This window comes from Sphingobium sp. HDIP04, assembly GCF_000445085.1.
Taxonomy (GTDB): Bacteria; Pseudomonadota; Alphaproteobacteria; order Sphingomonadales; family Sphingomonadaceae; genus Sphingobium; species Sphingobium indicum.
In genome coordinates this window covers 58429-83529 of sequence record NZ_ATDO01000077.1, presented here as the reverse complement: position 1 = coordinate 83529, position 25101 = coordinate 58429, and the positions used below count along the sequence as shown (strand labels likewise).

Here is a 25101-nt window from a genome sequence, read left to right as displayed (position 1 = left end):
AGTGGATGGCGCGGCCACCCAGCCGACGTCCCGGACACAACCGGAAGGCGCAATATAGCCTCTTCGCCAGCTATGTGGTGGCGATGACGGGCGCCGCCGTCGGCCTGCTTCTGGTGGTTGTCGCCATTTTCGATCCGACCGGATTCGCCGCGATCCGCATCGCGACGGCGGAAATCACGCGCCCGGCCTCCGTCACGATGAAGAATATGGTGAGCGGGGTCGCCTCCATCGACGAGGTGCTGGCCAGCTATTGGCGCGCCGGGTCGCAGAATGTGGCGCTGCGGCGGCAGGTCGAGGCGGACCGCAACCGCATCATAGAGGCGAAGGCGGTGGCGCAGGAAAATCTGCGCCTGAAGAAGCTGCTCAAGCTGGTCGAGGATGACGGCAGCGAATTGCTGACGGCGCGGCTGATCGCCTCCTCCTCCACCAGCACGCGACGGCTGGCGCGGCTGAATGCGGGGCGCTGGCAGGGGGTGCGGCCGGGCATGCCGGTGCGCGCTCCGGAAGGGCTGATCGGGCGCATCCATACGACCACGCCCAATACCGCGGAGGTGCTGCTGCTGACCGACACCAGCAATATCGTGCCGGTGCGACGGGCCAATGACAGCGTGCCCGCCATTTCGACGGGCCTTGGCGACGGCACGCTGGAGATCCGCGCTCTGGCGGCGGGGCGCAATCCGTTCAAGCCTGGCGACCTGCTCGTCACCTCCGGCGTCGGCGGGGTCTATCAGCCGAATATTCCCGTGGCGGTGATCGTGCGCATCGCGGGCGAAATCGCCTATGGCGTGCCGCTGGCCAACCCGTCGAGGGTCGATGCGGTGGTGGTGGAGCGCTCCTTCGAGGAGGCCGTGACCCGGCCGGAGGGCAATGGCCAACTCGCTCCGGTCGAACCCGATGCCGCGCAGAATTCGGCCACGCCATGATCGATCCCCATTTGCAGCATGTGCCGCGCCTTGGCCGTCATCCTTCGCGATTTCGGCTGGCGGGAACGCCGGTCATCACGGTGATGCTGGGATCGCTGGCGACGACGCTGCCGGTGATCGCGCAATCGCCGGTGATGCCGCCCTTCGGCCTGCTGCTGCTGCTGTCCTGGCGGCTGCTGCGCCCGGAATTGTGGCGCACCTGGATCGGCGTGCCGCTCGGCCTGTTCGACGACATCGCCAGCGGCCAGCCCATCGGTTCGGCCATGTGCCTGTGGACCGTCACGCTGATCGGCATCGACGCCGTCGAACATCGCATGGTCTGGCGCAGCTATCGGCAGGACTGGTTAATCGCGACCTTCGCGATTATCTTCTGCATCGCCGGCGGCGTCTTCTTCGCGCGGATCACCGGCGGAGGAGACATCAAGCTGCTGTTGGTCGCGCCGCAAATGGTCTGGACGGTCCTGCTCTTTCCCTTCGTCGTCCGGCAATGCGCCCGGATTGACCGCTGGCGCGTGATGGCATGAAGCTGCCCCTGCTCAAGAAGAAGACCGTCACCGAAGCATCCCTGTCCTTCACCTTCACGCGCCGGGCGATGGTGGTGGGCGGGTTGCAGGGGGCGATCGGGGCGCTGCTGGTCGGGCGGATGGGCTGGATCAGCGTGGCGGAGAATGAGAAATACAACCTCCTGTCGGAAAGCAATCGGGTCAATCTGACGCTGATTCCGCCGCGGCGGGGGTGGATCATCGACCGCAACGGGCGGCCGCTGGCGAACAACCGCACCGATTTCCGCGTCGACCTGATCCCGGAGCGGGTGACGGATGCGGAAAATACCATCCGCAGCCTGGCCCATCTGCTGGCGCTGGGCGATGACGAGGTGGAGCGGATCAGGGAGGAGCTGGACAAGTCGGCGGGATTTCGCCCGGTGCAGGTGGCGGAGAAGCTGACCTACGACCAATTTGCGGCGGTGAGCGTGCGGCTGCCCGACCTGCCGGGCGTGGCGCCCAGCCAGGGCTTTTCGCGCAACTATCCCGCCGGGGCGACGGTCGGGCATCTGCTGGGCTATGTCGGCGCGGCGTCGGCCAAGGATTATGAGGAGCGGAAAGACCCGCTGCTGATCACGCCCGGCTTCAAGGTCGGCAAGGACGGGCTGGAGCGGTCCTTCGACAGGGAACTTACCGGCAAGCCGGGCGCGAAGCGCGTGGAGGTGACGGCGCGGGGCAAGATCGTGCGGGAACTCACCACCCGGCCCGACACGCCGGGCAATGCGATCAAGCTGACCATCGACGCGGGCCTTCAGGAATATGCCGGGCGGCGGCTGGCGACGCAGAGCGGGTCGGTGGTGGTGATCGACTGCCATAATGGCGATGTGCTGACCATGGCGTCGATGCCCAGTTTCGATCCCAACAGCTTTTCCGACGGCATCAGCCATCTGGAATGGGACATGCTGTCGAAGGACGACCATGTGCCGTTGCGCAACAAGACGTTGCAGGGGCTTTACCCGCCGGGTTCGACGGTGAAGCCCATGGTGGCGCTCGCGCTGCTGGAGGCGGGCGTCTCGCCGATGGAGACGGTGAGCTGCGCGGGCGCGATCCGGGTCGGGAACACGCTGTTCCACTGCCACAAGCGGCGCGGCCATGGCTCGCTCAACATGCGCGGCGCCATCGCGCAGAGTTGCGACATCTATTTCTACCAGATGGCGCAGCGGATCGGCATGGATCGCATCGCCAGCATGGCCCGGCGCGTGGGCATGGGACAGAAATTCGCCCTGCCCTTCCCCAGCCAGAGTTTCGGCACGGTGCCGGACCCGGCGTGGAAGCTGAAGAAATACAACCAGAAATGGCAGGTCTACGACACGGTCAACGCGACTATCGGTCAGGGCTATATGCTCATCAACCCGTTGCAGATGGCGGTGATGGCGGCGCGGCTGGCGACTGGCCGGCAGTTGATGCCCAACTTCATCTTCGGCGCGCAGCGACCCGCGCCTGCATCCGTGGGCGTGAATGAGGAGCATCTGGTGACCATCCGCGACGCCATGAGCGCGGTGGTGAACGGCGGCGGCACGGGCGGCGCGGCGCGCATCCCGCTGCCCGGCGTGATGATGGCGGGCAAGACCGGCACGGCGCAGGTTCGCCGCATCACCATGGCGGAACGCGGCGGCGGCGTGCGCAGCAACGCATCCCTGCCCTTCAAGCTGCGCGACCACGCGCTGTTCCAGGGTTTCGCGCCGTTCGACAATCCGCGCTATGCCATTGCCTGCATCATTGAGCATGGCGGCCACGTCAACCGGATCGAGGACGCGCCGATGATCGCGGCGGACACCATGACCTATCTGTTCGACCAGGCCAAGGCGATGGAGAAGCTGGAGACCATCGAAAAGGACTGGGGCGGCCCGCCCGCCGAACGGATGGCGCGGCAGATGGCGGCCTACAGGCTGGCAAAGGCCATAGAGAAGGGCGAAGTCCCGCCGCCCGAAGCCGCCAATGCGATGAACGCGGCCGAGGGCAATAGCGCGACCGCGGCGACCGCCGCCGCCACGGCACCGGCTCCGGAAGCGGACGACGCCCCTCCTCCGGCGGACAGCGCGCCATGAGCATCGTCCCAGAGCCCCTGACCCAATTCCCCTGGCGCGTGCTGGGCATATTGCTCGCCATCGCCGGCTTCGGGACATTGGTGCTCTACAGCGCGGCGGGAGGCAGCATCACGCCCTGGGCGATAAACCAGGCCGTTCGCTTCGCCATCTTTTCGGGCATGGCCCTGGTGCTGAGCAGGATACCGCTGGAAACCTTCGCCCGCTTCGCCTTCCCGGCCTATGGCGTCGTGCTGACAGCCCTGTTCCTGGTCGAACTGATCGGCGGGGTGGCGGGAGGCAGCCAGCGATGGATCAACCTGGGCTTCATGCAATTGCAGCCCTCCGAATTCATGAAGCCGGTAATCGTGCTCGCCGTGGCGCGCTTCTACGCGCTGCTGCCCGTGGGCGAGATCAGGCGCTGGAACGCCATCTGGCCCGCGCTGGTGCTGATCGGCGTGCCCTGGGCGCTGGTGCTGGTGCAACCCGACCTCGGCACCGCGACCATGATCGCGGCGGGCGGGGTGACGGTGATGTTCCTCGCCGGCCTGCCGCTGCGGCTGTTCGTGGGGTCGGGTCTGACGCTGGCCGCCATCGTCCCCATCGCCTTCAGCTTCCTGCACGATTACCAGAAGAACCGCGTCCTCATCTTCCTCGACCCTGAAAGCGATCCGCTGGGCGCTGGCTATCACATCAGCCAGTCGAAGATCGCCATCGGATCCGGAGGAATTTTCGGCAAGGGCTTCCTCAAGGGCACGCAGAGCCATCTGGATTATCTGCCGGAGGGGCATACCGACTTCGTTTTCGCCACCATGGCGGAGGAATGGGGTCTGATGGGCGGCGTGCTGCTGATCGGCGCCTTCATGCTGCTGTTCCGCTGGGGGATCGGCGTATCGCTCCGCGCGCAGGACAAATATGCGCGGCTGGTGGCGGCGGGGCTGACCACGACGATCTTCTTCTATGTCGCGATCAACCTGATGATGGTGATGGGCTTGGCGCCCGTGGTGGGCATTCCCCTGCCCTTCATGTCCTATGGCGGATCGTCGATGCTGACGGTGATGCTGTGCGTCGGCATCATCATGGCCATCGAACGATCGGGCCGGCGGCGCAGCCGTCCGGGAAGCTGGGGATGAAAGGGCGCCTGCCCGCAAAAATTTGCCGGCGGGCGCGATTTCCTGTTTGCAAAGTCCGATGCGACTGCTAACAGCCCGCCCACGCCAAGGCGACGGCCCATTGGGGACAAGCCGAAAGCGGATGTGGACGCATAGCTCAGTTGGTAGAGCAGCTGACTCTTAATCAGCGGGTCCTAGGTTCGAGCCCTAGTGCGTCCACCAAATTCCCGGCATGAAGGCACAAGCCGAAAGCGGGCGTGGACGCATAGCTCAGTTGGTAGAGCAGCTGACTCTTAATCAGCGGGTCCTAGGTTCGAGCCCTAGTGCGTCCACCAAAAAAGCGCGTCCACCGAATAATCTTCAACATAACGGATTGCGCTGTTTTGGTCGCGGGCGTCGCCGCGCCCTTTGGGCGCCCCCTCCGCCAGCCTTTGGCTGGTTCCCCTCCCCATCGATGATGGGAGGAACAGGTTAGACCGGGAGGGCGGTGGTGAACTTCGTCATGGACAGCGCGAAGTGGGAGGCGGCCCCCGCCACCGAGGGATGGCCCAGCAAGGTCATCATCAGGAAGCGGTTATAGTCCGCCACATCCGCCACCACGACACGTATCAGATAGTCCCATTCCCCCGACATCGAAAAGCATTCGACGATTTCCGGTCGGCTTTCCACGAACTGCTCGAACGCACGACGGGCTTCCTGCGCGTGGCTGCGCATGCGGATGTTGCAGAGGACGTTGACGCCGCGCCCGACCTTTTCCGGATCGACCAGCCTGACTGTGGCCGCGAGTATGCCCGCAGCCTCCAGCGCCTTGATCCGGCGCCAGCAGGAAGCGCTGGAGGCCCCAACCCTTTCAGCCAGTTCGGCATGGCTGAGCGTCGCATCTTCCTGCAACGCCGCGATGATCTTTCGATCGACGGCATCGATCTGTCGGTCCTGTTTCATGAAAGACAGGATAGTCGAGGCCTGCATTTCATCCAAGAGTTCAGTGGAATGATCCAGGGCGGACGCATTCGCTCAGTCCTGGCCCGGAATTCGCTTTCCTTTTCGACGAAGCGAGCTATCCTGTCGGCAGGTCGCATCGGGATGACCAGGACCGGAAAATGATCGACCTTTCTCCCCAACCGCAGGACAAGGGCAGCAGCGCCAACACGGCTCCCTCCGCGCCTCGGCACGATCCTGTGCATCGGGAGAGCATGGATGGCGAAGGCCCGCATTCCCGGTGGCATTTTCCGCAAGAGCAAATAGAGGCCGCCATACAGCGCCTGTCGCGCTGGGCAGGCCCCTTTGCCTTGCTGACGACGCTGCTTCTGCTGGGGTGGTGGATCATCGGTTGATCCCGATAATGATTCGGATCGGACCGGCCTTTACCGGGCCGGACGTCCAACATGGCAAAGCGGCGCTGTTTCAGGTCGTCGCAAATCTGGGGCGGAGCATCTTCCAGGACGAACAGGTCATCGGAAAAGCGGGTCCGCGCACCCCAAGCCCGATTGTCAGCCCAAAACATTTATGCCCTGCTGCTGCGCAACATAAATCAAAACGCTGCGGATGTCTGATGGTTAACACACTGCCGCGCGGCGGTGGCCGGCTTGACGTCAAGACATAAAAAGGGTTGCAGATGTCGAAAATTGATCTGGCGATCAAAGGTGTTCCCAGTCGCCAGCCCTCTACAGCCGCAGGGCAGCGGAATGCGCGGCTTTGGCTGTGCATGCTCCTGCTCGTGGCCGACATGGCGGCGCTTGCGACGGGCTTTGCCTTCGGGCTGCGCGCCGCCGGCCTGCAATGGCTGGCGGACGGGCAATGGCAGCCGCTGGCGGGCGGCATGATCGTGTACGCGGTCCTGGCTTTCCATAATCAGGCCTATAATCCCCATTGCCTGATGCACATGACCCAGTCCTGCCGCAGCGCGACCATGGCTTTCGCGGGCACATTGCTGATCTTCCTGCTGGTCGTCTTCTCACTCAAGGCAACCGGACAATTGTCGCGGCTAGGCATTTCGGCCGGAATATTGTGCAGCGGCACCTTGCTCGTTCTGCAACGGCTGATGATCGTGCGCATGGTTCGCCGCAACTTTGCAGACGGGCTGTTCGCGCAGCTCCTGATCATCGACGACGGCGCCATTCCCGACGATGTCGGCGGCATGGTGATCGTCGATGCGGCGGCGATTGGATTGAAGGCCGACCTGGACGATCCCTATATGCTGCATCGTCTGGGCACCTTGCTCCGCGACTATGATCGCGCGGTCATCTCCTGCCCGGCCGAACGCAAGGCCGATTGGGCCCAGATGCTGAAGGGCGGCAACATATTGGGCGAGATCATCGTGCCGGAACTGGACCCGATGGCGCCGCTGGCGGTGCAGTCCTACCGCGGCACGCCCACTCTGGTGGTGTCGCGCGGGCCGTTGAACCTCGCCAACCGGGCGAAGAAGCGGCTGCTGGACATCGCTCTGACGGTGCCGGTGCTGATCCTTCTCGCCCCGCTGATGGCGGTGGTGGCGATCCTGATCAAGCTGGACTCGCCCGGCCCCGTCTTCTTCAAGCAGGAACGGATAGGGCGCGGCAACATGCTGTTTCACATCCTGAAATTCCGCAGCATGAAGGTGGAGCAGTGCGACAGCGCGGGCGCGACTTCGACGCAGCGGGACGACAATCGCATCACGCGGGTCGGGGCCTTCATCCGCAAGACCAGCATCGATGAACTGCCGCAGCTCATCAACGTGCTGCTGGGCGAGATGAGCCTGGTGGGGCCGCGCCCCCACGCCCTGGGATCGACAGCTGAGGAACAGCTATTCTGGCAGGTCGACCGGCAATATTGGCACCGCCATGCGCTGAAGCCGGGGATCACCGGCCTGGCGCAGATCCGCGGCTTTCGGGGCGCGACGGAAACGCGCCGCGACATATTGAACCGGGTGGAGGCGGACCTGGAATATCTGCATGGCTGGAGCCTGATGCGCGATATCGCGATCCTGTTGGGCACGCTCAACGTGCTGGTCCACAAGAACGCTTATTAGGGTTCAGCGTCCATCTTCCTGCTGGGGGAGGACTGAATTGGGATGGCGAATCGGGCGAGCGCCCAACACGCAAAAGGACGAAAAAGGTTCCGGGAGAAAAATAAAATTTGCGGCGAAGCGTTGCGCAAAACGCTTCATCGCAAAAAAATTTGATCCAGATTAGAAATGAGGCGCTGAATCATCGTCATATGCGACGAATGGATGTCAGTACGTCCCCCTTCCCAACTATTTGTTAACCGCAAAATCGGATATTAACGTCATCACCAATCGGGCGGCGGGAATATCGACGTGGCGGAAGAATTTGCAGCAGTTGCGACGGCACCATCATTGATCGAAACGGCGGAGGTGCGCCGTGATTTCCCCGTACGCGTAGAGGGCAAGACCTTTGCCGATCGCGCCGAAAGCGGCGTGCAGATCCTGTCGCGTTGGGCCGGTATCCTGGCCTTTGTCGGCACTGTTGCCGCCATTGCCTGGTTGATCTTCTGACCGGACTCGCAAAGCCCAATCTTTCTCTCAGATTAACAGCGACAGGGTGCGCCGGGACTGGTCCCGCCGCGCCCTCCTTGCGATGAACCGAGCCGTTGTTTTGACGCGACAAGCTGCTTTCCGGGCAGTGGTTTTACGTAAAAATACTTCTAGCATGCCCTGATTGCTGCAATGCAATAAGGGTCGATTGATTTTGAACGAATATAATAATCCGCGATTGCGGGGCTGTATTTTTGCGCCTTTCGATCGACAGACTTCCCGGTCCCGCAACTGCTTCGCTGCGGCGCTGAGTGGTGCCGTAATGCTGGTGGCCACGCCCACAGTCTTGCGCGCGCAGGATAATGACGGATCGACTGATCCGAAGCGCGTCAACAATGCAACGGAACAGAGGCGCATCAACGATTACGGCCTTCATCTGACGGCCGGTCTCGATCTACTTTATGACGACAATGTCTATCGCGTGGACGACCGCGTCGAAAACCCGACCGATGACCTGATCGTCACGCCCTCCCTGGAGGCGACCTACGGCATGCCTGTGGGCCGGCACGACATATTGCTGCGCGGCAAGATCGGCTATGACCGTTTCGTTTCCGAAGGGCAGCGAAGCAAGCTGCGCCTCGACACGGAAGCGAAGGCCAATGTCCGCTTCGGCGCGACCTGCCTGATCACCCCGCGCGCCGCCTATCGCCAGCAGCGCGCCGATTATGGCGACATCAATTCGGCGACCGAAAATCTCCAGAAATTCGCCACCATCGGCGCGGATTTCACCTGCGAACGGCCGGGGCTGTTCCCGGTGGCGAGCTACGAGCATGACACCACGCGCAACGCCGACCAGTTCGACTATGCCGACCAGACCAGCGACTTGTTCATGGGCGGGATCGGCTATGCCATGCCCAGCCTGGGCACGCTGACCGCTTATTATGAGCGGGTGAACAGCAAGCGCGACACGCTGGGCATAGAGAACCGCATCAACAGCTATGGCCTGCGGTTCCAGCGCGCGGTGACGCCGATCACGCAGATCGACGCGGATGTCCGCTGGCTGGACGTCAGCAGCGACAGCGCGGCGGTCGGCGGCTATGACGGGCTGGGCTGGAAGGTCAGCCTGTCGACGCAGGCCATTCCGCGCCTGAAGCTGACCGCGACGACCGAGCGGGCCATCATCAACGACAGCCTGATCGCGAGCGGCTTCGCCATCGACACCAGCTACCGCATACAGGGTGAATTTTCGATCTCGGAACTCACGTCCGCGGGCCTTTATGCGGAATGGGACCGCAGAAAGTTCCGGCAGGATGCGGCGCTTCGTCCCTATTCGATAACGGCCGACCGCAATCGTCGGTTCGGCGGCCTGCTCAAAAGGAAACTTTCGGATCGTTTCGATCTTACGCTGGATGCCCAGCATTACACCCGCAGAACAGATACCAGCATATCGAACTATAGCGGCACGCAAGTAACGCTGGGCGCTGCCCTGCATTTCTAGATCCTCAATATATTGGGAGCATGAGCTGTGAAAGCCGATACTCTCCTGAAATCCATCTCGACCCTGCTCATCATTGCAGGTCCGATGACCGCGACTGCCCAGACCGCCGCCGGAAACGCGGCGGCGACCGCAACCGCCGCTCCCGCCGCGCAGACGGCGAGCGCGGGCTATCAGCTCGGTCCCAATGACGAGCTGAAAATCTCCGTCTTCGGTCAGCCGGACCTGTCGACCACGACGCGCATCAAGGAGGACGGCACCGTCCTGCTCGCGCTGGTCGGCCCGGTTTCGGCCAAGGGCAAGACGACCACTCAACTGGCGCAGGACATCGCCGCGGGATACGCCAGCGGCGGCTATCTCACCAAGCCGTCCGTCAGCGTGGAGGTCAGCAACTATGTCAGCCGGTTCGTCACCGTGCTCGGCAATGTGCCCGAAGCGGGCAATTATCCGCTCGACCGGGATTATACGGTCGCGTCGATGCTCGCCAAGGCGGGCGGATCGACCAAGGACGGCGCCAATGCCGTCATCCTGACGCCCGCCGACGGCAGCGGGCCGGTGCGCATTTCGCTGGCCGACATGGGCGCAGGCGCGATGCGGCCGTTGAAGGCAGGCGACACGCTGTTCGTGCCGCCGGCGGAGAAAGTCTATGTCTATGGCCAGGTCCAGCAGCCCGGCGCCTTTTCCTATGTGCCGGGGCAAAGCTTCCGGCAGGCATTGGCGTTGGCGGGCGGGCCGACCCTGGCGGGTTCCACGAAAAGGATAAAAGTCCGGCGGGAGGGGAAGGAAATACAGGCCAAGCTGGACGATCCAGTGAAGCCTGAAGACGTCCTCATCATCCGGGAGAAGCTGTTTTGACGACCCTCGATCAAGGCTTCGCGCAACCACGATCCGGCCAGAAATCCGGTATTTTCGATCGCTTCCTGTCCCTCGCCCGAAACGGTGAGAGGCGCAATGAGCGCACCATTCCCGACGACGTGCCGCTGCACCTCGACGTGCCGGCCTTGCCCGGTTTCCGCCATGAGGCGCCCGAAGCGCAGCCGGAGGAACCGTCGCACCGCCCGCTATCGATGAGCGCCATGGCCGCGCCGATCAAGCCGATCAGCCTGCGCCGCGACAGCATCTATGCGGCGTTCAACACCGCCATGCCGGTGACGGACCGCCACGGCCTGGCCGGGCGCAACAGCGAACTGGAAAAGCTGGTCGAGGCGATCGTCGTGCAGCGCAAGCATGCCGTGATCTTCGGCACGCGGGGATCGGGCAAGACATCGCTCGCCCGCGTGTTCGGCGACCTGGCGGACGAGGCGGGATGCGTCGCGCTCTATGCCTCCGCCAATGGGGAGGCGGATTTCGACTCCCTCTTCCGCCCCTTCCTGACGGAACTGCCGATGAGCAGCGCCGGACAGGAACGGGCGCGCAAGATGATGGGCGAGCCGCTGGACGTGTCGCGCCTCTCCGCCCTGCTGGTGGAGGAGGTGCGGGAACGGTCCATCCTGATCATCGACGAATATGACCGGGTGCAGTCCGAAACGGCCAAGCAGGATGTGGCGACGCTGCTGAAGCTGCTGACCGACATCCACTCGCCGGTCCAGGTCGTGCTGGTTGGCATCGCCAGCGACATTGACGGGCTGATCGCCGCCCACCCCTCGCTGCGCCGCCATCTGGTGCCGCAGCGGGTCGCGCCGATCCCCAAGCCGGAACTGGAGCGGCTGCTGCTGTCCTGCGCGGGCAATGCGCGGCTTTCCATCGACGAGGATGCGCTGGACGCGCTGGCGAGCGCGGCCATGGGTTCGCCCTATCATGCCCGGCTGTTCGGCATGTCGGCCGCCCTGGTGACGGAAGCGGCCGCGCGCGACCGGATGCTGCTTTCCGATGTCGAGCAGGGACTGATTTCCGCGCTGGAGGACTGGGAGGAGATGAGCGGCCAGACCCATGCGCTGTTCCGCCGCATCCTCTGGGAAGCCGGTTCGACGCGCCGGATGATCGCTCTTGCCGCCGTGGTGGCCTCCCAAATGTCCGCCATCAGCTATGAGCGGCTGGTGAAGCTCGGCCATGAGGTGCTGGGCGGCGGGTCCATCAACGAAAGCCAGGCGCGCGACGCCATGGTGCGGCTGCAACCCGCCCTGGTGGCAACGCCCAATGGCGAACTGTGGATGTTCGAGGATACGCTGGCGCCGCAATTCCTGCTGCTGATGGCCAAGCAGCCGGTGCAAAGCGCGCCGCCTGTGCAATCGCCCGCGGAGGAAATGCGCGCGCTGCTCAAGGGAGTGGACGGGCTATGACCATGAACCCGATGGATTTGCTGGCGGCGCTTCAGGCGCGCTGGCGCACGGCGGCGATGATCGGGGGCATATTGTTCCTGCTCGTCGCGATCACCGCCTTTCTGCAACCGCGGCAATATATGGGCACGGCCTCGCTGCTGCTCGACCTGTCGCAGACCGACCCGACCGACACCAACAGCGCGCAGGGGACCAAGCCGGACACGGAATCCATCCTGGGCACGCAGACGGACATCATCCGCAGCGGCAAGGTGATGAACGCGGTGGCGAGGGAAGCGGGTTTCGTCGACGCGATGCCGACGGACATGCCCGCCGACGCGCGGGTGCAGGCGGCGGCCGCCATGCTTTCGAAGAACATGACCATCACCACCGGGCGGCAGAGCAACGTGCTCCAGATCCAGTATCTGAACGCCGATCCGCAGGTCGCCGCGAAGGTCGCCAATCTGATCGCCAGGATCTACATGCGCGAACAAGTGGAACTGCGCGCCTCACCCGCTCGCGGATCGGCAAAATGGTTCGACGAGCAGACGGAGGAAGTGCGCCGTCGCTACGAGATCGCGCAGAAGAAGCTGTCGGATTTCCAGCGGGCGCATGACATCATCGGCATCAACCGCATGGACCTTGAGGCGGAGAAGCTCAAGAATCTGTCCTACCAGCTTACCCAGGCGCAGGCGGAGGCGGCGGCTGCGCGGTCCAAGGCCGGTGCGGGCAGCGTTTCCGACATCGAAGGATCGCTGATCGTCCAGAATTTGCAGGAACAGGTGGCGGCGCAGTCCGCCAGGGTGTCCGAACTGCAAAAGACGCTGGGCCCCAATCATCCGACCATGGCGGCTGCCACCGCCCAATTGTCCGAGCTTCAATCGAAGCTGGCGGCGGCGCGCGCCAGCCAGGCCGGCGCGGTCAGCGCCAACAGCGTGGCGGCCAGCCGGCGCGAGGGCGACCTCAAGTCCAACATGGCGGGGCAGGAGGATCGCATGATCCGCATGTCGGACGTGCAGGACCAGCTCATGGTCCTCCAGCGCGACGTCGACGCGGCGCGACAGACCTATGACACGGTGCGCCAGCGTTTTAACGAAGCGGTCCTCAAGAGCCAGATCTCGCAACCCAATGCCAGCCCTCTGGACGAGGCGACCGTGCCCCTGCTGCCGGCCAAACCCAATATCATGCTGTGGCTGATCGGCGGGATCGCGCTTGGCCTGGTCGGCGGCGTGGCTGCGGTCATCCTGATGGAGATCGTCCATCCCCGCGTTCGTTCGGCGGCCGGCGTGGCCCGCGCCACCGAAGTCGACGTCATCACCGAATTGGTGCCGGTCCCCGCGCGCCAGGCCAAGTTCTTCAAGCAGCAGGAGGCCGCATGAGACTGCGTTCCACGGCGGGCGCCCCGCATCAACTGGCATCGGGCGGCATGGCAGGCGGCGGCGCCGCGCTGCGTCCCCGCGCCCGCGACAGCCATAATTTCGCCCGGCTGGCGGTAGAGCATGGCTTCCTGGCCGAAGCCGAAGTGCACAAGGTCGAGGCGCATGCCCGATCCCAGGGGCTGGCGCTGCATGATGCGGCGGTCGACCTGGGGCTGCTGGACCCGGAAGATGCGGGCATGCTCGCGGCGTTGCAGGGCGGCTTCGCCCTGCTGCCGGAGGGCGACCAGCGGGTCGATCCGCTGGTGATCGCGGCCTTCGACCCCGCCGACGCCTATGCCGCCAAGGTGCGGACGATCCGCGCCAAGATGCGCGCCGTCGCCAAGGAGGGCGACCCTGCCGCCCTGCGGCTGGCGGTGCTGGCCATAGAGGCGGGCGACGAAGCGGCGATCATGGCGGCGAACCTTGCCGTCGTGCTGGCGCAGATGGACGGGCAGACGATGCTGATCGACGTCGACATGGGCCGGCCCTCGCTCGACCGGCTGTTCCGCATCGCCAACAAGGCCGGGCTGGCCGAACAACTGATGGGCAGCGCGGCGCTGCTGCCTGCGGCCAAGACGGCGGTGGAGGGCCTCTGGCTGATGACCGCCGGCCGCGCATCGGGCAGCGCGGCGAGCCTGGTGACGCGTGGTCCTCTGGCGGAAACGGCCAATGGCTGGGGCCTGCGCGACACGTCGATGCTGTTCTACCTCGCGGAGCGCAAGGGCGACCAGACGCCCTATGGCAGCATATTGGCGGGCTTCGACGCGGTGGTGATCGTGGCCCGGCGCGGGGATACCGCCATTGCCGACATGCGCCGGGTCATCGACGATCTCGACCGCCATGGCGTGCCCATCGCCGGGACGGTGATTGCATGAGCGTCGAACAAGCGCTGGCGCATCGCCAGCCCCTTCCTTCGCCCGGCATCGGTCCGGGCATAGGGAATGAAGCCCCCGTGGCGCATGTCGGCGGCCTGCCGGTGTCCACCCTGTCGCTGGATGCGCTGATCGCCAAGATGCTGGTGGAAGCGCCGCTGCGCAAGGGCCTGGACCAACGTCCCCTCCTGGTGTTCGACGCCAACGGCCAGGGCCTGTCGATGAACGCCACCGATCCCGAATTCCGGGCCAATCTGGCGCAGGCGGACCTGATCCATGCCGACGGACAGATCGTCGTGGCGGCATCCCGCTGGTTCGGCGGACCGCCCATCGCGGACCGTTCCAGCACGACGGACATGTTCATCGACAGCCTGAAACCGGCGGCGGATGCCCAGGTCAGCTATTATCTGCTCGGCGGAGAGGAGAAGGTGAACGCCGCCTGCGCGAAGGAGATTCTCGCGCTCGCGCCGGGCCTTCAGCTCGCCGGACGGCGCAACGGCTTCTGGAAGCCGGAGGAGGAGGATGCGGTGATCGACGCGATCAACGCGGCCGCGCCCGACGTCCTTTGGGTCGGCACCGGCAAGCCCCGCGAACAGGCCTTTTGCGTGCGCAATCGCGACCGGATCAAGGCGGGCTGGATCGTTACCTGCGGGGGCCTGTTCAACTATATCACCGGCGACTATCCGCGCGCCCCGCTCTGGATGCAGAAGTCCGGTTTCGAATGGCTGCACCGCATGGCGACGCGGCCCAAGGAACTGGCCTGGCGCTACATCACCACCAATCCGCACGCGCTCTGGCTGATCTGGAAACATCGCCATGGCTGAGGCCCAGGCGGCTGAAAATCTCCCCGCAGGCCGGGTCCAGCGCCTTGGCAGCCTGTTCGGCCGCTTCGGCCTGGCAAGCCTGTCGTCGGCCATCGTCTCGGTCAGCCATCTGCTGGTCCAGCTCTTTTCCATCCATCATCTGGAAACGGCGGCCATCGGCACGCTGGCCTTCCTGCTGGTGATCATCCAGTTCGGCTATGGCCTGTCCAATGCGCTGGTGTCGACGCCCTACACCATCGCGGTGAACCAGGGGGACGATGCCGATGCCCGAAGCTTCGACTTCTTTTTCCCGGTCAACCTGATGCTGGCGGCCAGCCAGGGGCTGATCTGCGCCGCCATCGCCTGGGCGACCGCCTCTCCGGCAGCCGCTTCGCTGTTCGGGCTGGCGGGCATGCTGTCGCTGATCCGCTGGTTCGGGCGCTCCAATGCCTATGCGCATCACGCCCCGGCCAGCGCGGCGCGGTCCGACCTCGCCTATGCCGGAACGATCCTGGCGGGCCTGCTGATCGCGATGCGGACCGGGGCTGACCTGCCTGCCATCGGCGGCATGCTGGTGGCCGCCAGCCTGGTTGGACTGCTGCCCTTCGGCATCGCCTATCTGCGGCGGCACTTCGCCATGGCACCCGGCCGGGCGCTGGGCGCCTATCGCCCGATCTGGAAGGAGCAGTCGGCCTGGACGCTGGTCGGCGTACTGTCGACGGAGGCCACCTCCAACTCGCACAGCTATATCGTGACGCTGCTCGCCGGACCGACCGCCTTCGCGCCGATTGCGGTAGGGATGCTGTTCTTCCGCCCGGTCAATGTCTGCATCACCGCCCTCACCCAGTTAGAGCGTCCCCGCATGACGCGCGCCGTGGCGCGGGGCGATCATGACTCGGCGATCAGGTCGGAACGGGTCTTCATGGCCGCGCTGGTCATGCTGTGGCTGGCGACCTGCGTCGTGGCGGCGATTGCCCTCCATGCCTTTCCCGGCCTGATCCTGAAGCCCACGCTGGACCATCGGCTGGTGATGATCGCCGTGGGCCTGTGCGCCCTCCTCTCCCTCGTCCAGTGCGTGCAGACGCCGATGAGCGTGATGACCCAGGCGCGAAAGGCCTTCCGCCCGCTCGCGGCGCAGAGCATGCGCAGTTGCGGCGTCGGGCTGGTCGCCGTGACGCTGTTGGTGCTGGGCACCGCACCCGTCTTCTCCATCGGCGGGGTCGTGCTGTCGCAGCTCGTCATGATGCTCGGCATATGGCAACTCGACCGCAAATGGCGGCGCGACCGGCAGGGAGCCGCCTGACCATGGCGACAAGCTGGCATCGCGGCGGCGCGGCCGCCCTCCCCGCCCAGACCGGCGGCGGCCAGAGCATGCGCATGATCTGGATCACCCAGATCTTCTATTTCGTCTTCCTGATGATGGTCTTCATCGGGCAGCAGCCCTTCGCCTCCCGCACCCAGGACGAACTGGTGGCGATGGCGCAGGAAAATGACGGGTCGGACCTGTTCAAGCAGATGCTGTTCATCGGCTTCGCCCTGCTGCTGACCGGCGTGCAGATCATCCGCAAGCATCCGCTGCAATACAGGTTCACCTTCTGGCCGCTGGCGATCATGCTGGCCTGGTTCTTCATTTCCTGCACCTGGGGCGTGGACCCGTTCGTGTCCTTCAAGCGGGCGATGCAGCAGCTCATCGTGATCTACATCACCTTCTGCGCGCTCTCCCTGATGGGGCCGCAGCGGCTGTTCGACGCGCTGCGCGCGGCGCTGATCCTCTCGCTGATCATCTGCTGGGCGTCGCTGCCGCTGACGCCCGCCGCCGTCCATCCGCCGACCGAAAGCGACAAGGCGCTGATCGGCGCGTGGCGCGGCTTCTTCTTCCACAAGAATATCGCGGGCGCCGTCATGGCGCTGACCTTCATCGTCTGCGGCAATGCATGGATCGACCGACGCAAATGGTATTATGCGCTGTTCGCGGTCATGGCCTTCGTCTTCGTGATCGGAACCAAGAGCAAGACCTCACTCGCGCTGTGCGTCGGCATGCTGGCGATCAGCAACATCTATCGGGCGCTGAGCGACAACACGCAGAAACGCGCGATATTGCTGCTGATGCTGGGGTTCGGCATGGTCGGCTTCCTGGCGCTCTACATCGCTTACCAGCCGACCATCGAGCGGCTGTTCGCCGATCCGACCAGCTTCACCGGCCGCGTGTCGATCTGGCAGGTGGTGTTCGACTATCTGGCCGATCATCCCTATCTGGGCGCGGGCTTCGGCGGCTTCTGGCAGGTCGGCGTGAACAGCCCGGCGCATGACTATCTCAACCAGCAATTCCAGATGCTGACCGCCCATTCGCATGACGGCTATCTGGAAATCCTGGTGACGACCGGGCCGCTGGGCCTCGCCATGCTGCTGGTCAGCTTTCTTGCCTTGCCCGCCTACTGGTTCCTGACCGGCTCGACCAGGGAGAACCAGGCGCTGATGGTGCCGGCCTTCGCGATCTGGGTGTTCGTCATGTACCAGAATCTGCTGGAAACCAGCTTCTTCGACAAGGATCGCCAAGTCTGGGTGATCTTCCTCGCGGCCATCGCGGCCGCGCACGCCACCTTCAAGGCCAAGCCGCGCCCGCAATGGACCCGGCGCCATCACCTCCGGCAGGAGAGCGTCCATGGCTAATATCATCGTCTGCATCGCCACCTGCAACCGTCCGCAGGGATTGCGGCGGACCCTGGAATCCCTTGCTGCGCAGCAAACGCGGCACAATCTGGAAGTGCTGGTGGCCGACAATGACGCCGCCCGGCAGGAAGGGCTGGCGGTGGTCGAGCAGCTTGCTTCCAAGGGCTATCGCTGGCCGATCGAAGCCGTGCTGGTGGCGGAGCGCGGCATTCCGCTGGTGCGCAACGCGCTCGTCGCCGCCGCGCTGGCGCGGCCCGGCGCGACCCATGTCGCCATGCTGGACGATGACGAGGCCGCCTCCCCCGGCTGGATCGACGCCATGGCCGATACGGCGCAACGCTGGGACGCGGACGTGGTCGGCGGCGCCGTGCTGCGGGAAATGGACAGCGCCGTCGCCCCCTGGGCTGCCCGCCATCCCCTGCTCGCCCCCAAGCGGCGCGGGCAGTCCGGCCCGGTTGCGCTGGTGGACAGCACCGCCAATGTGCTGATCGCCGCCACGGCCCTGCGCGCCATGGGGGAGCGCCCCTTCGACGAGCGCATGGCGCTGACCGGCGGGTCGGACAAGCAGCTTTTCACCCGCATGCAGCGTGCCGGTTTCCGCTTCGCCTGGTCGGAGGAGGCGGTCGTGACCGAACTCATCCCCGCCAGCCGCGTCACCGCCCGATGGCTGCTGATGCGCGGCTATCGCGTCGGCATGACCGACATGATGGTGGAGCGGTTCCACAAGGGCAGGCTGCGCGCCTCCCTGGGGGAGGCGCCGCGCATCGCCGCGGGCTTCCTCGTCGGATCGCTGGGCGCGGTCGCCACGCTCGACCAGGGGAAGCGGGTCGAGCGGCTGGGCAAGCTGTATCGCGCGGCCGGCAAGATCGCCGGCCTCGCCGGATTCCACTATGAAGAATATCGAAAGGTGCATGGCGCATGAGCGATGCCGCGCTGGGCAAGCAACCCTTTTTCTCCGTCGTCATCCCGCTCTACAACCGGGCGGAAATCGTCGGGGACACCATCCGGTCCGTGCTGGCGCAGGACTGGCGGGATTTCGAGATCGTCGTGATCGACGACGGGTCGCGGGACAATCCCGGCCCGGTCATCGACGCGATAGGCGATCCTCGCGTCCGTTATATCCGACAGGACAATGCCGGCGGCGGCGCGGCGCGCAATGCCGGGATCATGGCGTCGGACGGGCGCTATATCGCCTTTCTGGACTCCGACGACCTGTTCCTGCCCGGCAAGCTTTCCATCATGGCGAAGGCGCTGGCGGGAGACGACGGGCGAACGGTGCTCTATTCCCGGATGAAGGTGGACCGGGGCGTCGACCGCTACTGGATCAGGCCCGACCGGGGCATTCGCGAGGGCGAGGATGTCGGGGAATATCTGTTCTGCGCCAACCAGTTCATGCAGACCAGCACCATGGTCGTGCCGACCGGCATGGCGCAGCATGTGCTGTTCGACCCGGCGCTGAAGAAGGGGCAGGATCTGGACTTCTGCGTCCGGCTCCAGGGCGCAGGGGCGCGGTTCCGGATGATCGACCAGCCGCTGACCATATGGCTCGACGCGACCGAGGCCGGGCGGACTTCCTATGTTAAGGGGTATGAGACCTCGCTCGACTGGCTGGACCGCTGCGGCCACATGCTCACCAACCGGGCGCGGCGGGGCTATCGCGCGACCGTGCTCGCCTATCACATGGCGCCGATCAGGCCGGTGGCGGCGATCAAGGATCTGGCGGTCGGCATGGTGGCCGGCGGCGTTCCTCCCCGCGTGATCGCGCGGCAGGTGCTGCGGTCCTACCTGCCCAAGCCGCTCTACCGTTCGCTGGTCAACGGCTTCGTCCTGCGCTTCGGCAAGGCCGAGCCCGCGACAAGTGGAGCCGGTTCGTGATGACCGCCTGGCAACCTCCATCCAGCCTGAAGGCGGCGGCCGCCGCGCCGCTGTTTTCCGTGGTGATCCCGACCTATCAGCGGCGCGACGCGGCGGTCGCTGCCGTCATGTCCGCCCTGGAACAGACCGTCGCGATCATCGAGGTGATCGTGGTGGTGGACGGGTCGACCGACGGGACGGAGGTTGCTCTGGGCGCGATCAACGATCCGCGCCTCAAGGTCATCGTGCAGGAAAATCGCGGCGCGGCGGCGGCGCGCAACAAGGGCATAGACCATGCCCGCGGACGCTATATCGCCTTTCTCGACTGCGACGACCGCTTCCTGCCCCATCACCTCGCCGACCTGCTGCCGCTGTTGCAGGAGAGCGAGGACATCGTCGCCTATGGCCAGGTGCTGGCCGACCGGGGCGCGGGACGCAATTTCCTGAAGCCGCCGCGCGCCATCGCGCATGGCGAGACCATGGACCGCTATCTGATGTGCGACCGCGGCTTCATCCAGACCAGCAGCATGGCGCTCAGCCGTACGCTGGCGGGGAAGGTCCGCTACCGCGAGGATGTGAGGTTCGGCGACGATACCGATTTCGCCCTGCGCCTGTCGCTGGCCGGCGCGCGCTTCCTGATGACGGAGCGGCCCGGCACCATATGGGCGGACCGGGATGCCGACGACCGGCTTTCCCAGGTGCGCGGCAGCATCGGCAGCCTGACCTGGCTGCGGGACCTGCGCCCCCATATCAGCCCGCGCGCCTTTTCCGCCTATATGGGCTGGCACGCCGCGAAAAGCATCTGGCCGACCAGCAGGCGGAGGGCGATGCGCTATTATCTGGGCGCGGTCTGCCGGGGGGCGTTCGGGCCGCGGCTGGCGGCGACGGTGCTGTTGCAGATCGTGATGCCTGATCCGGTCTATCGCCGCATTTCCGACCGCTGGATCGACCTGTCCCACATGTTCGCCGGCAAGGGGCAAAGGCTGTGAGACGGCGCGAATTCCTGGCGGGCGCGGCGGCGCTTTCCGCATGCTCCCCCATCCAGCCGAGCGCCGCGCAGGTCGGCGGCACGGCGGGCCTTGCCGCCCATGCCCGCAAGTCTGGCCGCTATTTCGGCGCCGCGATCAAGTCGCGCCAGTTGCGCGAAGACCCCGATTTCACGGCCGCCGTCGCCCGCGAATGCGACATGGTCGTCCAGGAATATGAACTGAAGCGCGGCACGACGGAGCCGAAGCCCGGCCGATATGATTTCAGCGGCGCGGACCAGATCATCGCCTTCGCGCAGCGGCACGGCATGCGCGCAAGGGGCCATGCGCTGGTATGGTATGCCGCGCAGCCGCCCTGGCTGGAGCCAGCGCTGAAGGCCGCCGGCCGTGCCGAACGCGAAACGCTGATGACCAGCTATATCGACACCGCCATGCGCCGTTACGCGGGCAAAATCCGCGAATGGGACGTCGTCAACGAAGCCATCGAGCCGAATGACGGCCGCGCCGACGGCATGCGCGCCAAAAGCATGTGGATGGACGCGCTGGGAGAGGATTATGTCGACATCGCCTTCCACCGCGCGCGGGAGGTCGACCCCCGGCCCATGCGGTTCCTGACCGATTTCGGGATAGAGCATGACTCCCCCCGCTGCGAGCGTCGCCGCACCGCCATGCTGAAGCTGCTCGACCGGCTGATGGCGCGCAACGTGCCGGTGGACGCCATCGGCATACAGGGGCATTTGAAGCCCTATAGGGAGGGATTCAACCAGGCCCGGTTCGCGCGCTTTCTGGATCAGCTCAGCGGCTATGGGCTGGCCCTTTCCATCACGGAGTTCGACGTCGCGGACCGGGGCGGGCCGCCCAATCCGGAAAAGCGGGACAAGGAGATCGCCTCCGTCGCCAAGGCCTTTCTGGACGTGGCGCTGGACAATCCGGCCATGCGGTCGGTGCTCTGCTGGGGGCTGTCGGACCGCTATAGCTGGCTGTCCAATTTCAAGGATTACAAGTGGCCCGACGGCCAGTTGTCGCGCGGCCTGCCGCTTGACGGCGGGATGCGCCGCAAGCCGTTGTGGGACGCCATAGCCGCCGCCTTCGACGCGGCCCCCGCCATAAGGAGCGCAGGCGCATGAGAATTTCCTCGCTGACCGGCCTTCGCGGCGTGGCGGCGGTGTCGGTGCTGCTGTACCACATCCCGCACAACCCGGCGTTCGAGGCGTTTCGCCTGCCGCTTTTCTCCCGCGCCTATCTGGCGGTCGACCTGTTCTTCATCCTGAGCGGCTTCGTCATCTCCTTCGGCTATCACGACCGGGTGGTGAACCATCTGGGGCGGGCGAGCTATGTCGACTTCCTCGTCAACCGCATGGCGCGGGTATGGCCGCTGCACCTGATCGTGACGCTGGTGTTCATGGCGCGCATCGTCCTCAACATCTCCGGCAGCCAGGCGATTGCGCTCGACGCGCCGAACATCGTCACCAACCTGCTGATGGTGCAGAGCTGGGGTTGGGGAACGGAGCCGATCGCGGGCAATAGCTGGTCCGTCAGCACGGAGGTCGCGGCCTATCTCATCTATCCCTTGATCGCCATCATCGCCTTTTCGCGATGGGCATGGGCGCAGGCCTTGCTGTGCGTCGGCATTTTGGGCCTGGTGGCGCTGTCCGGCCGGGGTTCCAGCGGACCGCTGGACGTCAATGACAGCGACAGCGTGCTGACGCTGCTGCGCTGCCTCGCCGGTTTCTCGCTGGGCGTTCTCAGCTATCGCTGCGCAGAAAAGGCGTGGTGCCGCCGGCTGATCGACCGGACGGGCGCATTCGTAATGATCTGCGGGCTCATCGCGCTCGCGCTGCTGCTACCGGGAAAGGTCGACCTGCTGGTGGTCTGCCTGATGCCGGCGCTGGTGCTGAGCTGCTATTATAACGGCGCGGCGGCGCGGGCGGTGATGGCCAATCCGGTCAGCTTCCATCTGGGTCTCATCAGCTATTCCATCTATCTCTGGCATCCGCTGGTGCGGGACGTGTTCGCCCGCGGCATGAGCGTGGCGCACAGGCATGGCGTCAACGGCTTCGACGGGTTGATCGTCCTCGCCATGCTGGCGGCGACCTGGCTGCTCTGCTGGGCAAGCTATGCGCTGGTGGAAGTGCGCGGGCATCGGCTCATAAAATGGCTCCAGCGCGGCGGACGCAGCCGCAAGCCGGTGGTGGAGGCCGCCGTCTGATGCCCGCGGTCTGGATCGCCATTCCCACCTTCCGCCGGCCCGATCAGCTCCGTCACCTGCTGGAGACGCTGCCGGGCGTGACCGGCCGCCATGACGTGAAGGTGCTGGTGGCCGACAACGATCCCGTCAGGCAGGAGGGGGCAGCCGTGGTCCGCGCCATGCTGGTGGAGGGTTATGGCCTGCCCGTGACGCTGCTGTCGGTGGCCCAGCCGGGGCTTTGCGCGGTCCGCAATGCCATCGCCGCCGCAGCGCTGGACGATCCGGCGATGCGTTTCGTGGCGATGATCGACGATGACGAATGGCCCCAGCCCGGCTGGCTCGACGCGCTGCTGATTTGCCAGGCGCAGGTGGGCGCGGACGTGGTCGCCGGCCCGGTGGATAGCCGCTTCGTGGGGCAGCCGCCGCGATGGGCGCGCAAAACGCTGGTCTTCCGCGCCGAGGAACGGCCATGGGGCGCGACCGGCATGCTATGGGCGAGCAACAATCTGCTGGTCAGCCGACGCGCCTTTGCCATGATCGGAGAGCCCTTCTTCGATCCGCGCTTCAACCGCAGCGGCGGGGAGGATCTGGACTTCCTGGCCCGGCTGCATGATGCGGGTGCCCGCTTCGGCTGGTCGCCCGATGCGCGGGTCGGCGAATGGGTTTCGGCTGAGCGGGCGCGCCTTTCATGGGTGCTGAAACGCATGTGGCGCATCGGCTGCACCGAGACCATGGCGCGGCGCAAGGCCCTGCCCGGCCGCATCGGCGCCGCGAAGCTGCTGGTCCGGTCTGTCGCCATATTGGGATTGCGGACGGCCGGCCTGGCGGCCCTGCTGCTGCCCGGCGCGCGTCGGGTGGACATCGCCGGGCAGTGGGTCAAGAGCTGGGGGCGCCTCTATGCCCTGGCGGGGGGCGCCCAGGATCATTATGGCGCGCTGTAGATTTTGAAGCTCTTGATGACCATGTCGCCCGACCCGTCGTCATAGGCGCCGTTGGTCTTCACCGCGACGTCCATGATCGGATAGAAGCGGAAGCCCCGGAAGGGGTTGACCGACTGATAGGTTTCCACGCCATCCACGAACCAGGTGATGTAATCCCGCTGGATGTCGACGGCGAAGCGGTGAAAGCCCTGGGAATAGCCGCTGAGGCCATAGGCCTGCTGCGTCTGGATCGTGACTCCCCGCTGATCGTAGCGGGTGCTGTTGGCGCCGATATGCAGGGTATGGGCGACATGACGGTCGAAATCCCAATAGCTCTGATAGCCGAACCCCTCGTAAATATCGATTTCGGGCGGCCAGCCGCTGGTCGACACCAGCCAGAAGGCGGGCCATGACCCGCGCCGGCTGGGCATTTTCGCTTCCCATTCATATTGGCCATAACCGATCTGCGTCGCCAGGAAATTGCGGCCGTCCAGCACCGACGAACCGTAATACCAGCTCTGGCCGTCATAGCTGATCGGCGTCTTCAGCTTCTGCGTATGCAGGACGAGCCCGTTTGCGCCCCAATAGACCGGCCCTTCGATGCCGGGGAAAATGCTGGAATCGAGGTAGAGCCCGGTTTCCCCATTGGCGACCTGCGTCCGCCCATGGGCAAGCGAAGTCGCCCAGCGGTCCCAGCCGCCGTCGGGTGACCGCCTATGGGTGTCCTTGCGCAGTTCGAACTGAAGCGTGCCGGTCGCCGCGAAGCTGCGCGGGACGCGGAACGTGCCCGTCGCCCTGGCCGTCGCCATGGCCGTGCTGCTGGCCGTGATCGTCGCGGTCGATTGCCCCTGGAGGCCACCCCAGGGCGCCTCCCGCAGCTTGACCTGGAACTGCTGCCCTTCCGTGGCGCCGATGATCGGCACCGCGACGGTCTGCACCAGCGGATCGCCGGGGCGGAAGATCACCACCGTGTCGACCGTCTGGTAATTATAGCCCGACAGCGCGCGATAGATGCCCGATCCGTTGACCGTGATGATCCGCGCAATCACCGTATTGGGCGTCGGCCGGTCCAGCGTCACGGGCACATGGGCCACGCTGCTGCCCGGACGAAAGCTGGCATTGCCCAGCGACAGAGTCGCCTTTGCCGGCAGCTTCGTCCCATTGGCGAAGTCGAAGTCGGAAAAATCGGATACTGTGCTCGTCGTCGCGGAACCGCTGGTCGTCGACGACGTTATCGTGGTCGAAGTCGTGGCGGAAACAAGCTGCGATCCGGTCGTTGTTGCGGTCGACATCATGCTTGATGTCGACAGGCTGGTCATGATCGTTGCGGCTCCCGCCGCGAAAATACAAAGCATTCCGGCTCCAAAAATGGAGCCAGTCATTTTGACAGACATGGTTTGCGACCCCCGAAGTTATCCCCTGTAGGGTCTTCCAAGAAGGTTAACAAAAAGCTGGGGTCAACGACGACTCGTCGTATCCTTTGGGAATTTGCGACGAGTTGTTGCTGGGCGCGCCGGAACTGGCTCAACCCGGCCATGTTTTCAGAATCGATATGATCGCGAAAGGG

General features: G+C 65.1%; 24 protein-coding genes and 2 tRNA genes. 24 read left to right on the top strand and 2 right to left on the bottom strand.

Annotation, left to right across the window (positions count from 1 at the left end):
* Positions 1-5: 5 nt before the first annotated feature.
* The 6 genes from mreC (at position 6) to L286_RS33150 (ending at position 4936) form a co-directional block, all read left to right on the top strand.
* Positions 6-923: a rod shape-determining protein MreC gene (gene mreC, locus L286_RS33175; RefSeq protein ID WP_020820703.1), complete on the top strand. Its 918-nt coding sequence runs from the start codon at positions 6-8 to the stop codon at positions 921-923.
* The gene (locus tag L286_RS33170; RefSeq protein ID WP_007685696.1) at positions 920-1447 is read left to right on the top strand and encodes a hypothetical protein; all 528 of its coding nucleotides are present in this window, start codon (positions 920-922) and stop codon (positions 1445-1447) included. Before mreC ends, L286_RS33170 begins: the two co-directional genes overlap by 4 nt.
* Positions 1444-3513, top strand: coding sequence for a penicillin-binding protein 2 (gene mrdA, locus L286_RS33165; RefSeq protein WP_013040114.1), 2070 nt, complete (start codon positions 1444-1446; stop codon positions 3511-3513). The genes L286_RS33170 and mrdA overlap by 4 nt, the downstream gene beginning before the upstream one ends.
* Complete coding sequence (rodA, locus tag L286_RS33160) at positions 3510-4622, top strand: rod shape-determining protein RodA (protein ID WP_007685691.1); 1113 nt, start codon at positions 3510-3512, stop codon at positions 4620-4622. Before mrdA ends, rodA begins: the two co-directional genes overlap by 4 nt.
* 125 nt (positions 4623-4747) lie before the next feature.
* A tRNA-Lys gene (locus tag L286_RS33155) sits at positions 4748-4823 on the top strand.
* Positions 4824-4860: 37 nt separating this feature from the next.
* A tRNA-Lys gene (locus L286_RS33150) sits at positions 4861-4936 on the top strand.
* Positions 4937-5072: 136 nt separating this feature from the next.
* On the opposite strand, the gene L286_RS33145 is transcribed toward L286_RS33150, so the two are convergent.
* Positions 5073-5543 (bottom strand): Lrp/AsnC family transcriptional regulator, encoded by a 471-nt coding sequence (locus L286_RS33145; RefSeq protein ID WP_007685689.1) that lies wholly within the window; start codon positions 5541-5543, stop codon positions 5073-5075.
* 158 nt (positions 5544-5701) lie between these two features.
* Here L286_RS33145 and L286_RS33140 point away from each other — a divergent pair, with 158 nt between their 5' ends.
* From L286_RS33140 to L286_RS33065, 18 genes are all read left to right on the top strand, one after another.
* A complete protein-coding gene (locus L286_RS33140; RefSeq protein WP_013040221.1) occupies positions 5702-5935 on the top strand; it encodes a hypothetical protein in 234 nt (77 codons plus the stop codon).
* Positions 5936-5943: 8 nt separating this feature from the next.
* Positions 5944-6204, top strand: a complete 261-nt coding sequence (locus tag L286_RS48450; RefSeq protein ID WP_013040222.1) for a hypothetical protein — start codon at positions 5944-5946, stop codon at positions 6202-6204.
* Positions 6205-6216: 12 nt separating this feature from the next.
* Positions 6217-7608 (top strand): sugar transferase, encoded by a 1392-nt coding sequence (locus tag L286_RS49260; protein ID WP_025160733.1) that lies wholly within the window; start codon positions 6217-6219, stop codon positions 7606-7608.
* A gap of 288 nt (positions 7609-7896) precedes the next feature.
* Positions 7897-8094 carry a hypothetical protein gene (locus L286_RS48445; protein WP_125445785.1) on the top strand — a complete coding sequence of 66 codons (198 nt, stop codon included), beginning with the start codon at positions 7897-7899 and terminating at the stop codon, positions 8092-8094.
* Positions 8095-8395: 301 nt separating this feature from the next.
* Positions 8396-9571 (top strand): hypothetical protein, encoded by a 1176-nt coding sequence (locus L286_RS33130; RefSeq protein WP_020819186.1) that lies wholly within the window; start codon positions 8396-8398, stop codon positions 9569-9571.
* A 27-nt stretch (positions 9572-9598) separates the two neighbouring features.
* Complete coding sequence (locus tag L286_RS33125; RefSeq protein ID WP_020819187.1) at positions 9599-10423, top strand: polysaccharide biosynthesis/export family protein; 825 nt, start codon at positions 9599-9601, stop codon at positions 10421-10423.
* The gene (locus L286_RS33120) at positions 10420-11847 is read left to right on the top strand and encodes an ATP-binding protein (protein ID WP_013040226.1); all 1428 of its coding nucleotides are present in this window, start codon (positions 10420-10422) and stop codon (positions 11845-11847) included. The genes L286_RS33125 and L286_RS33120 overlap by 4 nt, the downstream gene beginning before the upstream one ends.
* On the top strand, positions 11844-13202 hold the full coding sequence (locus tag L286_RS33115) for a GNVR domain-containing protein (RefSeq protein WP_013040227.1): 1359 nt from the start codon (positions 11844-11846) through the stop codon (positions 13200-13202). The genes L286_RS33120 and L286_RS33115 overlap by 4 nt, the downstream gene beginning before the upstream one ends.
* Positions 13199-14116 carry a capsular polysaccharide biosynthesis protein gene (locus L286_RS33110; protein ID WP_013040228.1) on the top strand — a complete coding sequence of 306 codons (918 nt, stop codon included), beginning with the start codon at positions 13199-13201 and terminating at the stop codon, positions 14114-14116. The genes L286_RS33115 and L286_RS33110 overlap by 4 nt, the downstream gene beginning before the upstream one ends.
* Positions 14113-14937, top strand: a complete 825-nt coding sequence (locus L286_RS33105; RefSeq protein WP_020819188.1) for a WecB/TagA/CpsF family glycosyltransferase — start codon at positions 14113-14115, stop codon at positions 14935-14937. Before L286_RS33110 ends, L286_RS33105 begins: the two co-directional genes overlap by 4 nt.
* Positions 14930-16219: a polysaccharide biosynthesis protein gene (locus L286_RS33100; RefSeq protein ID WP_020819189.1), complete on the top strand. Its 1290-nt coding sequence runs from the start codon at positions 14930-14932 to the stop codon at positions 16217-16219. The genes L286_RS33105 and L286_RS33100 overlap by 8 nt, the downstream gene beginning before the upstream one ends.
* Positions 16189-17586, top strand: a complete 1398-nt coding sequence (locus tag L286_RS33095; protein WP_020819190.1) for an O-antigen ligase family protein — start codon at positions 16189-16191, stop codon at positions 17584-17586. The genes L286_RS33100 and L286_RS33095 overlap by 31 nt, the downstream gene beginning before the upstream one ends.
* A complete protein-coding gene (locus L286_RS33090; protein ID WP_020819191.1) occupies positions 17579-18508 on the top strand; it encodes a glycosyltransferase family 2 protein in 930 nt (309 codons plus the stop codon). Before L286_RS33095 ends, L286_RS33090 begins: the two co-directional genes overlap by 8 nt.
* Positions 18505-19461 carry a glycosyltransferase family 2 protein gene (locus L286_RS33085; protein WP_007685656.1) on the top strand — a complete coding sequence of 319 codons (957 nt, stop codon included), beginning with the start codon at positions 18505-18507 and terminating at the stop codon, positions 19459-19461. The genes L286_RS33090 and L286_RS33085 overlap by 4 nt, the downstream gene beginning before the upstream one ends.
* Positions 19461-20429 (top strand): glycosyltransferase family 2 protein, encoded by a 969-nt coding sequence (locus L286_RS33080; RefSeq protein WP_020819192.1) that lies wholly within the window; start codon positions 19461-19463, stop codon positions 20427-20429. The genes L286_RS33085 and L286_RS33080 overlap by 1 nt, the downstream gene beginning before the upstream one ends.
* The gene (locus L286_RS33075) at positions 20426-21553 is read left to right on the top strand and encodes an endo-1,4-beta-xylanase (RefSeq protein WP_020819193.1); all 1128 of its coding nucleotides are present in this window, start codon (positions 20426-20428) and stop codon (positions 21551-21553) included. Before L286_RS33080 ends, L286_RS33075 begins: the two co-directional genes overlap by 4 nt.
* On the top strand, positions 21550-22635 hold the full coding sequence (locus tag L286_RS33070) for an acyltransferase family protein (protein ID WP_020819194.1): 1086 nt from the start codon (positions 21550-21552) through the stop codon (positions 22633-22635). Before L286_RS33075 ends, L286_RS33070 begins: the two co-directional genes overlap by 4 nt.
* Complete coding sequence (locus L286_RS33065; protein ID WP_020819195.1) at positions 22635-23555, top strand: glycosyltransferase family 2 protein; 921 nt, start codon at positions 22635-22637, stop codon at positions 23553-23555. Before L286_RS33070 ends, L286_RS33065 begins: the two co-directional genes overlap by 1 nt.
* Here L286_RS33065 and L286_RS33060 read toward each other — a convergent pair.
* The gene (locus tag L286_RS33060; RefSeq protein WP_021223313.1) at positions 23540-24889 is read right to left on the bottom strand and encodes a glycoside hydrolase family 16 protein; all 1350 of its coding nucleotides are present in this window, start codon (positions 24887-24889) and stop codon (positions 23540-23542) included. The two genes, L286_RS33065 and L286_RS33060, sit on opposite strands and share 16 nt — an antisense overlap.
* Between the last annotated feature and the right edge of the window lie 212 nt (positions 24890-25101).

Excerpts from the sequence above, each read along its gene's own strand:
- L286_RS49260 (WP_025160733.1), top strand. The coding sequence starts at position 6,217 with ATGTCGAAAATTGATCTGGCGATCAAAGGTGTTCCCAGTCGCCAGCCC.
- L286_RS33115 (WP_013040227.1), top strand. The coding sequence starts at position 11,844 with ATGACCATGAACCCGATGGATTTGCTGGCGGCGCTTCAGGCGCGCTGG.
- L286_RS33085 (WP_007685656.1), top strand. The coding sequence starts at position 18,505 with ATGAGCGATGCCGCGCTGGGCAAGCAACCCTTTTTCTCCGTCGTCATC.
- L286_RS33060 (WP_021223313.1), bottom strand. The coding sequence starts at position 24,889 with ATGCTTTGTATTTTCGCGGCGGGAGCCGCAACGATCATGACCAGCCTG.
- L286_RS33080 (WP_020819192.1), top strand. The coding sequence starts at position 19,461 with ATGACCGCCTGGCAACCTCCATCCAGCCTGAAGGCGGCGGCCGCCGCG.
- L286_RS33090 (WP_020819191.1), top strand. The coding sequence starts at position 17,579 with ATGGCTAATATCATCGTCTGCATCGCCACCTGCAACCGTCCGCAGGGA.
- mreC (WP_020820703.1), top strand. The coding sequence starts at position 6 with ATGGCGCGGCCACCCAGCCGACGTCCCGGACACAACCGGAAGGCGCAA.
- L286_RS33140 (WP_013040221.1), top strand. The coding sequence starts at position 5,702 with ATGATCGACCTTTCTCCCCAACCGCAGGACAAGGGCAGCAGCGCCAAC.
- rodA (WP_007685691.1), top strand. The coding sequence starts at position 3,510 with ATGAGCATCGTCCCAGAGCCCCTGACCCAATTCCCCTGGCGCGTGCTG.
- L286_RS33130 (WP_020819186.1), top strand. The coding sequence starts at position 8,396 with ATGCTGGTGGCCACGCCCACAGTCTTGCGCGCGCAGGATAATGACGGA.
- L286_RS33095 (WP_020819190.1), top strand. The coding sequence starts at position 16,189 with ATGGCGGCGCGACCGGCAGGGAGCCGCCTGACCATGGCGACAAGCTGG.
- mrdA (WP_013040114.1), top strand. The coding sequence starts at position 1,444 with ATGAAGCTGCCCCTGCTCAAGAAGAAGACCGTCACCGAAGCATCCCTG.
- L286_RS48450 (WP_013040222.1), top strand. The coding sequence starts at position 5,944 with ATGATTCGGATCGGACCGGCCTTTACCGGGCCGGACGTCCAACATGGC.
- L286_RS33105 (WP_020819188.1), top strand. The coding sequence starts at position 14,113 with ATGAGCGTCGAACAAGCGCTGGCGCATCGCCAGCCCCTTCCTTCGCCC.
- L286_RS33145 (WP_007685689.1), bottom strand. The coding sequence starts at position 5,543 with ATGAAACAGGACCGACAGATCGATGCCGTCGATCGAAAGATCATCGCG.
- L286_RS33110 (WP_013040228.1), top strand. The coding sequence starts at position 13,199 with ATGAGACTGCGTTCCACGGCGGGCGCCCCGCATCAACTGGCATCGGGC.
- L286_RS33065 (WP_020819195.1), top strand. The coding sequence starts at position 22,635 with ATGCCCGCGGTCTGGATCGCCATTCCCACCTTCCGCCGGCCCGATCAG.
- L286_RS33170 (WP_007685696.1), top strand. The coding sequence starts at position 920 with ATGATCGATCCCCATTTGCAGCATGTGCCGCGCCTTGGCCGTCATCCT.
- L286_RS33070 (WP_020819194.1), top strand. The coding sequence starts at position 21,550 with ATGAGAATTTCCTCGCTGACCGGCCTTCGCGGCGTGGCGGCGGTGTCG.
- L286_RS33100 (WP_020819189.1), top strand. The coding sequence starts at position 14,930 with ATGGCTGAGGCCCAGGCGGCTGAAAATCTCCCCGCAGGCCGGGTCCAG.